This window comes from Halorubrum sp. CBA1125, from assembly GCF_009742825.1.
Lineage (GTDB): Archaea > Halobacteriota > Halobacteria > Halobacteriales > Haloferacaceae > Halorubrum.
Window position 1 is genome coordinate 1 of sequence record NZ_WPCE01000097.1, and the last position, 11,064, is coordinate 11,064.

Here is an 11,064-nt window from a genome sequence, read left to right on the forward strand (position 1 = left end):
AACTCCCGGCACCTCGCTGTGGTCCTCAGTCCGCTCACTCGGTTCGCTCCCTGCGGTCCTTGCGTCGGTGGGTTCGTTCTCACGCCTGCCCCTTGAGCCCCACCCGACTCGCACCGCGACCCGCACCTCACGCCTCCCCAGCCTCGCGGTTCGCGCTCGTCCGAGCGCTCACCGCGTCCCTCGCGCGCTGCTCGGCCGCGGCGCGGCCTCGCAGGCGCGCCACCGCACCGCGGATCGGTCGTTCTTTAGACTGTATCGAGCGAATCCACCGAGCGAACGAGGGGTATGAGAACTGTTGGATGACGCCCATTACTCCTTGCTGAACACCGGCTCGTCCGAACCGGTCTCTGCTTCTGCCCCGTCCGCTGTACGTCCCGTTTTCGGTTCCGTCCCGTCGCCCGTCTCGGTCGTCTCTCCCTCGGACATCTCCGCCTCGGCGAATGACACGTCTGCGCCCGGCGGCACGACGCCGTCCACTATCTCCCGGATGATCTCGCTCACCCCCCGGTCGGCCAGCTCCGCGTCGGTCGTCCTGATCACCCGGTGGACGAGCACCGGCTCCGCCAGCGCCTTCACGTCGTCGGGGATGACGTACGACCGGCCGCGGATCGCCGCCCGCGCCTTGCTCCCCCTGAGGAACGCGAGCGTCGCCCGGGGCGATCCCCCGTACCGGAGCGCGGGTGAGTCCCGCGTCGCGGCGACGAGGTCGAGGATGTACTCCTTGACGGGATCCGCGACGAACACGTCGGTGACCGCGTCGCTCGCGGCCAACACGTCTTCGGTCTCGACGACCTGTTCCACCTCGTCGGCGTCGAGGCTCGGCGAATCGTCGAACCGGTCGAGCACCTCCCGCTCGTCCGCCCGGTCCGGGACGTCGACCGTGTACTTGAGCTGGAAGCGGTCCCGCTGCGCCTCGGGAAGTTCGAACACGCCCTCCATCTCGATGGGGTTCTGCGTGGCGACGACCATGAACGGTCGCGGCAGCTGGAGGGTCTCGCCCTCGATGGTGACCGTCGACTCCTCCATGGCCTCTAAGAGCGCGCTCTGGGTCTTCGGCGTGGCACGGTTGATCTCGTCGGCGACGACGAGGTTCGAGAACACGGGTCCCTTGCGGAGCTGGAACTCCCCGGTCGCCTGTCGGTAGACGTTGGTCCCGGAGACGTCCGCGGGCACCATGTCGGGCGTCATCTGGATCCGCCCGTACGACAGCCCCAGCGCGCGAGCGAATGCGTTCGCGATCGTGGTCTTCGCGACGCCGGGAACGCCTTCGAGGAGCACGTGGCCGTCGGTGAGCAGCGCCACCGTGAGCCCCTCGAGGACGTCCTCGTTGCCGACGACGACTTCGCTCGTCGTCTCCCGGATCGCGTCGTACACTGCCTCGGGGCTACTCATCTTCGTCCTCTCGAACCCGCTCGGACAAAACGTCTGTCATCGCGCGCCGGACGCGCCCCGCTTCCCACTCGGGGTATCGGCCTCGGACCGCGTCGAAGACGGCGCCCTCGTCGACGGGGGGCGCGTCTCCCTCGGCGGTCGAACCGATGAGCCAGACCGGGACCCGCTCCCGCCACGCCCGCGGCAGCGCGGATCGCAGTCCGGTCCGTACCGCGCGGGCGACACCGCCGCCACGGCGGGCGTATCCCCAGACGGCGCCGACGCCGAGCAGGCCGATCACGGCCTGGATCGGCGGCGACGACCGGAACCCCAACAGCGCGACGGCCAGCGGCGGCTGGTCGCCCGACTGCGAGTAGTCGAGCAGCGTGCGATCTCGCGCGTCGAGGAGGGCCGTCGCGAACGCCTCGTTGTCCGGCTCCGTCAGCATGGCGTTGATGAAGAGGCTCGGGTCCCCGACGCCGATCACCCGGCCGTCGCCGACCGACTCGACGGTCACGACCGGATACGCGTCCAGTTCGTCGTCGGGCGACAGGTCCCCGGTCGCGTTGCGGTCGAGGTAGGCGAACGAGGACGTGGTGGCGATCACCGTCGCGTTTCCGGGGTCGATCGCGGTCGCGCCGTTCAGCGTCAGCCGCTCGACGCCCGCGGTGTACCGCGTGTCGGTGACGTTCGTCGCGACCGGCAGCGACGGCGCCCGGTAGTAGCTGCGCTCGTCCCGGAGCTGCGCCCCGTCGAACCGCGCGGTCGCCCCGACGTCCGCGAGGAGCGCGTCGCCGTGCGGACCGACGTCGTCGGCGACCACCAGCGTGCCGCCCGCCTCGACGAACTCCCGGACGCGTCGCGAGTCGTTCCCCTCGTACGGCGACGCGGGCGCGAGCACCACCGCGACGGTGTCGTCGGGGTCGCCCGTCTCGTACGCGCTCGTCTCGAGTCCGACCCGGCTGTCCGACCGCTGGTCGGCGAGCTCCCGGAAGTCGCTCGTCCCGTCCCACTCGACGTTGTACGCGCCGAAGGCGGCGCTCGTCGTGCTCGCGGCGACGACGAGCGCGACGGCGAGCACGACCGCCAACGCGTACAGGACGAGCCGCGGGATCGGGGGCGTGCGCATCTACAGTACCCCGTCGGGCAGTATCTCAAGGATCCGCCGCACGACGATGTAGCCGAAGCCGGTGAGCCCGACCGCGATCACCGGGAGCAGCCGCCGTCGCCAGCGGGGGGTCACGTTGAACGGCGCCGTCAGCTCGACGACGACGAGCAGCCCGATGAGCGATACCACGAAGAAGAGCTCCAGCGACAGCGATCCGAGCGCGGCCAGGAGGACGATCGCGGCGAGCATCCACGCGACGACCCCGTACACGAACCGTCGCCGCCTCCCGATAGCCATCGGGATGGGTTTCGTACGGGCCGCTATCAATCCTGTGGTGTGACGGCTGCCGATCTCGGCGTCATCGGCGTCCGTGGTGTCATCGTCGGCATCGCCATCCTCGGCGTCATCGACATCCGTGGCCGATCCCGCCGACCGAGTCGCTTTTGTTCGACGTGTCATTTGGGTGGGTATGGCCGACCGTCAGGACGCGTGGCTGCTGCTCCCCCGTCCGGTCCGTCGACTCCCGGCCGACCTCGCCGCGACGGTCGTCCTGACGCTGTCGACGCTCGCGACCGTGTTCGTGCCGATCGTCAGCGAGACCCCGCTTCGGGTCGGCTTCGGGCTCGTCTTCGTGCTGTTCCTCCCCGGCTACGCGTTCATCGCCGCGCTCTTCCCGGAGGCCGGGACGGCTGACGACGAGGACGCCCACGCGGCTGACGCCGCAGGTGCCGAGGCCGAGACGTCTTCAACCGGCACCGCGAACGCGGCCGACGACGGGAAGCCGAGCCCGGTTCCCGGCACCGAGGCGGCCGAGCACGCCGCGGACTCCGACGCCACCGCCGGCGCGGACGCCGTCGTTGACGGGGCCGACCGGTCGGGAATCGACGGGATCGAACGCGTCGCGCTGTCGTTCGGGCTCTCGATCGCGATCGTCCCGCTGATCGGTCTCGTGTTGAACTTCACGCCGTGGGGTATCCGGCTCGTCCCGGTCGCGACGGCGGTCGCCGGGTTCACGCTGGTCTGCGTCGCGGTCGCCGCGCAGCGGCGCTGGGCGCTCCCCGAGGCGGAGCGGTTCGCGGTTCCGTACCGCGACTGGATCGCGGCCGGCAAGCGGGAGCTGTTCGAGCCGGACGACCGCGTCGACGCGGCGCTCACCGTCCTGCTCGTGGTCTCCGTGGTGCTCGCGGTCGGTAGCGTCGGGTACGCGGTGGCGGTCCCGCCGCAGGGCGAGCAGTTCACGGAGTTCTACCTCCTCACCGAGAATCCGGAGGGGGAACTCGTCGCCGACGGGTACCCGGAGACGATGGACCGAAACGAGACGGCCGAGCTGATCGTCGGGATCGGGAACCACGAGTACGAGTCCACGACGTACACCGTCGTCGTCCAGCTCCAGGACGTCGAGACGGCGAACAACACCACAAGGGTCCTCGACCGGACGGAGATCGACCGGTTCGACGCGACGGTCGCACACAACGAGACCCACCACGAGCGACACACGCTCCGCCCGACCCGGACCGGCGAGGACCTCCGCGTCCAGTACCTCCTCTACGAGGGGACGCCGCCCGAGGCGCCGACGAGCGAGAACGCGTACCGCGAGCTCCACCTCTGGATCGACGTCGAGTGACCGGGACGACTCGGTCGCCCGAGACGACTGCGTGATTTCGGTCGACTCGATCGATACGATAGACCCCGAGTCGCCGGAAGCCGCGGGTTTTTACTGCGATCGTCCCGAGGCGTTCACTGTTCGAATGAGCGAGCCCTCCACGCCGATGCCGTCGATCGTCTGTACCGACGTCACGCAGCGATACGACGACGAGGACGGGCTCTTCGGGTCCGGCGGACGAACGGTGACGGCGCTCGACGCCGTCTCGCTCGCGGTCGACAGCGGCGAGGTGGTCGGGATCGCCGGCCCGAGCGGGAGCGGCAAGTCGACGCTGTTACACGTGCTCGCCGGGCTCGCGACGCCGACCGAGGGGCGCGTCGAGATACGCGGCACGGACCTGGCGACGCTGTCCCGGCGGCACCGGACGCGGTTCCGACGCACGAACGTCGGGATGGTGTTCCAGCGGTTCCACCTCCTGCCCGCGCTGACCGCCAGCGAGAACGTCGCCCTGCCCCTCGTCCAGGAGGGGGTCCCTCGCGGTCGCCGCCGGGACCGGGCGTGGGAGCTCCTCGACGCGGTCGGGCTCGCCGACAGGCGCGACCACCGGCCCGGATCGCTGAGCGGCGGCGAACAACAGCGCGTCGCCATCGCCCGCGCGCTGGCGGCCGATCCGGCGGTCGTGATCGCCGACGAGCCGACGGGCGAACTCGACAGGGAGACCGGCGAACGGGTGCTCGACCGGCTCACCGAGATAAGCGACGACCGTGCCGTCGTGATCGCCTCGCACGACACCCACGCGCTCGAACGCACGGACCGCGTCGTCCGGCTGCTGGACGGGAAGCGACAATGACGTCCAGCGTCCGACGTCTCGTGGCGGCCTGCGGACTGGGCGTCCGGCGCGTGATCGGTCGGCTGCGCGGGGCGGCTCCCGGGCGGATGGGCGTCTGTATCGCCGGCGTCGCGGTCGCGGTCGCCCTGCTGTTCGTCGTCACGGGGATCTCGCTCGGGCTCGCCGCGGGCGCGACCGTCGAGAGCGAGGACATCGACTACTGGATCGTCCCGGACGAGGGCGGAGCGGGCAGCGTCCCGCTCGAGGCGGAGGGCGCGCGGCTGAGCGAGGTGCACGACGTCACCCGACGCCTCCGGGAGGACGACCGGATCGACTACGTCTCGCCGGTGGCGCTGCGACCCCTGCGGCTGGAGAACCCCGAAACGGGGAACCGGACGTACGTGATCGCGGTGGGGGTGATCCCGCCCGATCGACCGCGTCGCGTCGCGGACATGGACGTGAGCGCGCTCGACCCCGAGTACGCCTACTACGACGACGGGACCTACGACGGCGAGTGGTCCGGCGAGATCGTGGTCTCGCCCGGCGTCGCGGCGGACCTGGGGCTCGAACGGGGCGACACCGCCCGCGCCGCCCGGTCCGACCGGCCGCTCACCGTCGCGGCGGTCAACGACCGCGAGATGGCCGCCGGGTTCGGCGAGGTCCCCGCGATCGCGATGCCGCTCGCCGAGCTGCAGTCGATGACCGGCCTCGCCGAGGCCGACGAGGCGGACCAGATCCTCGTCGGCACGACCGACCCGTCTGTCGAGTCGGCGCTCGAATCGGTGTATCCCGGCACCGACGTGGTCTCGCGGACCGGCATCGCCGGCGCCGAGGCGACGCCGACGAACCTCCCGCTGGCGATGGCGCTGGCCGCGGCGCTGGTCGCCGGCGGGATCGGGATCGCGTTCGTCGCGACGATGATGGGGCTCGAACTGACCGCCGGTCGACGCGAGCTGGCCGTCCTCGACGCGGTCGGCTTCTCCCGCCGCACGCGTGCCCTCGTCGTCGTCTCCGAGACGATCACGGTGGCCGTCCTCGGTGGTATCGCTGGCGTCGTGCTCGGCGCGATCGCGACCGTCGGGACGAACGCGGGGATCGCCGCTGCGATCGGCGTCACCGCTCTCGCCGAGACGCCGCCGTGGCTCGCCGCGTACGCGTTCGGCGCAGCGGTCGTCGTCGGGCTCTGTGCGGCCCCGTATCCGCTGTATCTCGCCGCGAACACGGACACCCTGGAGGAGCTGACGAGATGAAACGGGTTCGCCGCGCCTGGGGGACCGTCTGGATCGCGTTGCGTCAGCTCCGCACAGATCGGATGCGCACGCTGTTGGCCGTCTTCGGCGTGACGCTCGCCGTGCTCTCGGTCACGCTGCTCGCCGGCGTCGGCGCCGGGGTCACCGAGACGGGCAGCGAGACCTTCGAGGAGTCGGGACGTGACCTCTGGGTCTCGGGCGGCCCGATCGAGATCGCTCCGGGCGCGGTCGGCGGGTTCCAGAACCCGATCCCGAACGCGCACCCGCTCGCGGCCGAGATCGACGACCACGAGGACGTCCGGACCGCCACCCCGCTGGCGTTCCAGGTCGTCTACGTCAGCCCCGACGGCGAGGAGTTCGACACGACCATGGGCAGCGGCGTCCCCGGCGCGGGCGACTCCGTCTCGATCACCGCCGGCGAGGGATTCACGGGGCCGAACACCCACTACGCCGACGGCAACTACACCGGCGAGATGACCTACCAGGCGCTCGTCTCGCCCGAACTGGCCGAGGAGTACGGCCTCGAGGTGGGCGACACCATCCACGTCGGGGGGACGGTCCAGACCGCCCGCGAAAACGAGTTCGAGATCGTGGGGATCTCGCCCACGTTCGCGAACTTCCTCGGCACCGGCACCGTCACCCTCCGGCTGAGCGAGCTCCAGACGCTCACCGGCAACGCCTACGACGACCGGGCCACGATCATCACGATCCAGACGGTCGAGGGGGCGGACCCGGCGGCCGTTCGCGAGGAACTCGAGGCCCGCCACCCCGAGTACACCTTCCGCACCAACCAGGAACAGCTCGTGGAGGTCGTCGAGCGGCAGGCGGTGGTGCTCGCGGCCGGCGCGAGCCTCGTTGCCCTCGGCGTCGTCGCCGGCGGGGCGCTCTCGTTGAACCTGCTCCTGTCCATCGTCTACGTCCAGCGCGAAGCGTTGTCGGTGCTGCGGGCGGTCGGCGCCACGCGGCTCGGGGTCGTCGGGGTGGCGGTCACCCAGGCGCTCGTGATCGCGGCGCTCGGGTTCGTCCTCGGGGCGGCCGCGACGCCGGTCCTCGCCGCGGCGCTCGACCGCGTCGCCCTCGCCGTCACCGGCTTCGAGGGACTGGTTCGCGTCCCCGCGTACGCGTACGCGGCCGGCGCGGCCGTCGCCTTCGGGTTCGCCCTCCTCGGCGGGGTCGTCGGCGCGGTGCGCGTCACGCGCCTCGCCTCCGCGAACGACCTCCTCCAGTGACGGTCCGGTCCGGCGATCGCCGAGCGCGACGGCCGGCGCGTATTGTTAAGTCGCTGGCCGTTGACCTCGGACCGTGACCAACCAGCGACACGCGAACCGGACGGTCGTCGTCACCGGCGCAGCGAGCGGCATCGGGCGCGGTATCGCGCGGCGCTTCGGCGAGGAAGGGGCGAACGTCGTCGTGGCGGACGTTCAGCGGGAGCCCAAGCAGGGCGAGCGCTACGACACCGACGTGACCACGCCGACGGACGTACACATCACCGAGGAGACGCCCGGCGACGGCACGTACGTCGAGACCGACGTGAGCGACCCCGACAGCGCGGCCGCGACGGTCGAGACGGCAGTCGAGACCTACGGGGGCCTCGACGTCCTCGTCAACAACGCGGGCATCCAGATCGTGGGCGACTCGCAGTCGACGACCGTCGAGGAGTGGCGGCGCTCAATCGAGATCGACCTGAGCGGCGCGTTCTACTGCACGAAGTTCGCGGTGCCCCACCTCGTGGAGCGCGAAGGCCACATCGTCAACATCGGCTCCGTCCGCGGGTTCGAGGGCGGCGGCGGCCCGCCCTACGCGGCCGCGAAGGGCGGCGTCGTCAACATGACCCGGGACCTCGCGATCGAGCTCGGCGAGGACGGCGTCCGCGTCAACTGTATCAACCCCGGCTACATCGAGACCCCGTTACAGGACATCAACACCGACGAGGACGTGGCCAAGGCGGAAGAGCACACGCTCCTCCCGCGGTTCGGGACGCCCGAGGACATCGGCGACGCCGCGGTGTTCCTCGCGAGCGACGAAGCGGGATTCATCACCGGTGCGAACCTCGCGGTCGACGGCGGCTGGCTCGCACACAGCGGCCTGTGAGCGGCGTTTCTTCGCCTCTCGGACACCGCGGCGCGGGGCGGTTCGCCGATCGGGTCGTGTCGATTACGGGGTCGGCGGCCTTGCGGTTCCGGTCGGCGGCCGTTCAGTCGTCGGTGTCGTCGGGCGCGAACCGCCAGACGCGATCCATGAACGGGATACCCTCCTCGGGGTCGGCGTCCGCGTCGACGCCCGACCGCTTGAACTGTCCCGTGTAGCGCTCCCACTCCGCGACCTCCTCGTCGCCGTCCACGGCATCGAGGTACGCGTCGAGATCCTCGCACTCGAGGATACAGACGGCCACGTCGTCGCGAACGTACAGTTCGAACCGCTCGACCCCGCCCCGCTCCATGGCGTCGGTGACGGCCGCGGGCACGTCGTCGTGGGCCTCGACGTAGGCGTCGCGCTGTTCGGGATCGAGCCGCTGGAGGTAGACCGCCCGCTCGGTATCTGCCATACCGTCACACACTCGTGGCGGGCAAATCAGCGTTGCGGACCCGGCTGGCGATGGCTATTAGTTGCCCCCTATCCGAGAGCGGATATGGTTTCACCCGCACTCGTGTTACCCCACGAACCGGACGACCGCTGGCAGCTCGCCAAACAGATGGGCGTCGAGGACGCCGTCATCCACCCGCTGGAGATCGGCGACGGACGCACGCAGTGGAGCTACGACGACCTCCAGGGGCTCGACAACTGGCTCGAAGACGCCGGCCTCCGGTTCACCGTGTTGGAGGGGGGTGTCCCGATCTCGGACCGGATCCGGCTCGGCCGGGAGGGTCGCGACGAGGACATCGCGGCGTTCAAGCGGTTCCTCCGGAACTGCGGTGAGGTCGGCATCCCCGTCGTGTGCTACGACTGGATGGCGGGCGTCCGCTGGGCCCGCACGGCGGCCCACGTCGAGTCCCGGGGCGGGTCTTACGTGACGGAGTTCGACATCGAACGGACCCGCGGCGGTCCCGAGACGTTCCCGGACGCCACCCAGGAGGACCTCTGGGAGGGCCTGGAGTACTTCCTGCGGGAGGTCGTCCCGGTCGCCGAGGAGGCCGGCGTCAAGCTCGGACTCCACCCGGACGACCCGCCCCGACCGTCGCTGCGCGACATCCCGCGTATCGTCACGAGCGTCGACGCCTACCAGCGCGTGCTCGACGCCGTCGACAGCGAACACAACGGGATCACGTTCTGTCAAGGGAACTTCGCCGCGATGGGCGCGGACATCCCCGACGCCATCGAGCGGTTCGGCGACCGCATCAACTTCGTCCACTTCCGCGACGTGGAAGGCGACGCCGACCGGTTCGTGGAGACGTGGCACGACGACGGCCCGACGGACATGTTAGCGGCGATGCGGGCCTACGAGGAACACGTCGGCGAGGACGTGCCCATGCGTCCCGACCACGTCCCCACGATGGCCGGCGAAAGTAACGACAACCCCGGCTACCACACCAAGGGTCGCCTGTTCGCCATCGGTTACATGCGCGGGCTCCGCGAGCAGGTGCTGAGTGACGGCTGATCGGGGTCAGAGCGCGACGGTCGACGGGGTCAGAGCGTGACGGCCGAGCGGAACTCGGGGTGACCGGTCACCCCGAGATCGACCCGGTAGAGGCTCCCGGCGCCCGCGCCCTCCGTCTCGCGGGTCTCGACGCAGGCCGTCGTGACGTACGCGGTGTCGTACGACGGCCCGCCGAAGGTCACGGACGACACCTTCCGGGGGTCGAACTCGACGACGGCGTCCGGGGTGCCGTCGGGCGCGAACCGACGGAGCGCGCCGCCGTCCCAGAACGCCGACCAGACGTACCCCTCCTCGTCGACGGTCATCCCGTCCGGGTACCCCTCGATACCGCCGGCGTCGAGGAACACCTCGGGGTCGGAAATGGCCCCGCTCGCGCGGTCGTAGTCGTACCGGTAGATGTACCCCGGTTCGTCCGGGTCGACCTCGCAGGTGTCGGTGAAGTACAACTGCAACCGGTCCGGGGTGAACCCCATCCCGTTCGGGAGGACACAGGATTCTCGGACCAGCTCGAAGGTCCCGTCGGTGTCTAACCTGTACAGCTGGCCCGGAACGCCCGCCTCCGTGTCCGGCATCACGCCGGCGAACACCCGTCCCTCCGGGTCCGCGATCACGTCGTTGAACCGCTCACGGAAACGGTCGGGATCCGGTTCGACGACCGTCTCGACGGTCTCACGCTCGGGGTCGAGCTCCCGCACGGCGCCGGCCTCTTGGAACAGCAGGAGCGACCCGTCCCTCTGGATGGTGAAGCCGCCGATACGCTCCGTATCGTCGTCGTAGACGAGTTCGTGGTCGTCGTCGCTCGGATCGTAGCGGTACACGCGCCCCCGCGGGATGTCACACCAGTAAATGCGTCCGTCGTCCGGGTGCCACAGCGGGCCTTCGCCCGTCTCACACTCGATGTCGACGACACGCTCGGGTTGAGGCATACGCGTCAGTAGCCGTGCTCGGACCGTAAAGTCGGGGGGTTCGAAAGCACCTGGACCCGGCCCGATCGCACTCTATCAGGACGTCATAGAAGGGTTCACACGCCTGCACAGGATTCGCTCGATACAGGTCAAGGAACGCCTGATTCGCTGTGCGGTAGGCGCGCTCCCGCGAGCGCCCGGCAGGGCGCGAGACGGAGCGCGAGGGACGCGGTGAGCGCTCGGACGAGCGCGAACCGCGAGGCTGGGGAGGCGTGAGGTGCGGGTCGCGGTGCGAGTCGGGTGGGGCTCAAGGGGCAGGCGTGAGAACGAACCCACCGACGCAAGGACCGCAGGGAGCGAACCGAGTGAGCGGACTGAGGACCACAGCGAGGTGCCGGGAGTT

General features: G+C 70.4%; 11 protein-coding genes. 6 read left to right on the forward strand and 5 right to left on the reverse strand.

The annotated features are described in order from the left end of the window. Positions 1-309 precede the first annotated feature (309 nt). The 3 genes from GJ633_RS09875 to GJ633_RS09885 are packed head-to-tail and all read right to left on the reverse strand — an operon-like array spanning position 310 to position 2,776. The gene (locus GJ633_RS09875; RefSeq protein ID WP_156588691.1) at positions 310-1,392 is read right to left on the reverse strand and encodes a MoxR family ATPase; all 1,083 of its coding nucleotides are present in this window, start codon (positions 1,390-1,392) and stop codon (positions 310-312) included. After that, entirely contained in the window at positions 1,385-2,500 is a 1,116-nt protein-coding gene (locus tag GJ633_RS09880; RefSeq protein ID WP_156588692.1) for a DUF4350 domain-containing protein, read from the reverse strand. Before GJ633_RS09880 ends, GJ633_RS09875 begins: the two co-directional genes overlap by 8 nt. Continuing rightward, positions 2,501-2,776 (reverse strand): hypothetical protein, encoded by a 276-nt coding sequence (locus GJ633_RS09885; protein WP_156588693.1) that lies wholly within the window; start codon positions 2,774-2,776, stop codon positions 2,501-2,503. Positions 2,777-2,948: 172 nt separating this feature from the next. Here GJ633_RS09885 and GJ633_RS09890 point away from each other — a divergent pair, with 172 nt between their 5' ends. From GJ633_RS09890 to GJ633_RS09910, 5 genes are all read left to right on the forward strand, one after another. Next, positions 2,949-4,103, forward strand: coding sequence for a DUF1616 domain-containing protein (locus GJ633_RS09890; protein ID WP_156588694.1), 1,155 nt, complete (start codon positions 2,949-2,951; stop codon positions 4,101-4,103). Positions 4,104-4,227: 124 nt separating this feature from the next. Beyond that, the gene (locus GJ633_RS09895) at positions 4,228-4,932 is read left to right on the forward strand and encodes an ABC transporter ATP-binding protein (RefSeq protein ID WP_156588695.1); all 705 of its coding nucleotides are present in this window, start codon (positions 4,228-4,230) and stop codon (positions 4,930-4,932) included. Then, the gene (locus GJ633_RS09900) at positions 4,929-6,161 is read left to right on the forward strand and encodes an ABC transporter permease (protein WP_231741323.1); all 1,233 of its coding nucleotides are present in this window, start codon (positions 4,929-4,931) and stop codon (positions 6,159-6,161) included. The genes GJ633_RS09895 and GJ633_RS09900 overlap by 4 nt, the downstream gene beginning before the upstream one ends. Continuing rightward, positions 6,158-7,390, forward strand: coding sequence for an ABC transporter permease (locus GJ633_RS09905; RefSeq protein ID WP_156588696.1), 1,233 nt, complete (start codon positions 6,158-6,160; stop codon positions 7,388-7,390). The genes GJ633_RS09900 and GJ633_RS09905 overlap by 4 nt, the downstream gene beginning before the upstream one ends. A 73-nt stretch (positions 7,391-7,463) precedes the next feature. Beyond that, on the forward strand, positions 7,464-8,252 hold the full coding sequence (locus tag GJ633_RS09910; protein ID WP_321169007.1) for a glucose 1-dehydrogenase: 789 nt from the start codon (positions 7,464-7,466) through the stop codon (positions 8,250-8,252). A gap of 103 nt (positions 8,253-8,355) precedes the next feature. On the opposite strand, the gene GJ633_RS09915 is transcribed toward GJ633_RS09910, so the two are convergent. Continuing rightward, positions 8,356-8,706 (reverse strand): L-rhamnose mutarotase, encoded by a 351-nt coding sequence (locus GJ633_RS09915; RefSeq protein ID WP_156588697.1) that lies wholly within the window; start codon positions 8,704-8,706, stop codon positions 8,356-8,358. Positions 8,707-8,790: 84 nt separating this feature from the next. On the opposite strand from GJ633_RS09915, the gene GJ633_RS09920 reads away from it, so the two are divergent. Further along, a complete protein-coding gene (locus GJ633_RS09920) occupies positions 8,791-9,756 on the forward strand; it encodes a mannonate dehydratase (protein WP_156588698.1) in 966 nt (321 codons plus the stop codon). A 29-nt stretch (positions 9,757-9,785) separates the two neighbouring features. Here the strand turns inward: GJ633_RS09920 and GJ633_RS09925 are convergent, their stop codons facing one another. Continuing rightward, a complete protein-coding gene (locus GJ633_RS09925) occupies positions 9,786-10,682 on the reverse strand; it encodes an SMP-30/gluconolactonase/LRE family protein (RefSeq protein WP_156588699.1) in 897 nt (298 codons plus the stop codon). Positions 10,683-11,064 lie beyond the last annotated feature (382 nt).

Coding starts and splice junctions, on each gene's coding strand:
- GJ633_RS09890 (WP_156588694.1), top strand. CDS start 2,949: ATGGCCGACCGTCAGGACGCGTGGCTGCTGCTCCCCCGTCCGGTCCGT.
- GJ633_RS09900 (WP_231741323.1), top strand. CDS start 4,929: ATGACGTCCAGCGTCCGACGTCTCGTGGCGGCCTGCGGACTGGGCGTC.
- GJ633_RS09880 (WP_156588692.1), bottom strand. CDS start 2,500: ATGCGCACGCCCCCGATCCCGCGGCTCGTCCTGTACGCGTTGGCGGTC.
- GJ633_RS09925 (WP_156588699.1), bottom strand. CDS start 10,682: ATGCCTCAACCCGAGCGTGTCGTCGACATCGAGTGTGAGACGGGCGAA.
- GJ633_RS09875 (WP_156588691.1), bottom strand. CDS start 1,392: ATGAGTAGCCCCGAGGCAGTGTACGACGCGATCCGGGAGACGACGAGC.
- GJ633_RS09885 (WP_156588693.1), bottom strand. CDS start 2,776: ATGGCTATCGGGAGGCGGCGACGGTTCGTGTACGGGGTCGTCGCGTGG.
- GJ633_RS09915 (WP_156588697.1), bottom strand. CDS start 8,706: ATGGCAGATACCGAGCGGGCGGTCTACCTCCAGCGGCTCGATCCCGAA.
- GJ633_RS09920 (WP_156588698.1), top strand. CDS start 8,791: ATGGTTTCACCCGCACTCGTGTTACCCCACGAACCGGACGACCGCTGG.
- GJ633_RS09895 (WP_156588695.1), top strand. CDS start 4,228: ATGAGCGAGCCCTCCACGCCGATGCCGTCGATCGTCTGTACCGACGTC.
- GJ633_RS09905 (WP_156588696.1), top strand. CDS start 6,158: ATGAAACGGGTTCGCCGCGCCTGGGGGACCGTCTGGATCGCGTTGCGT.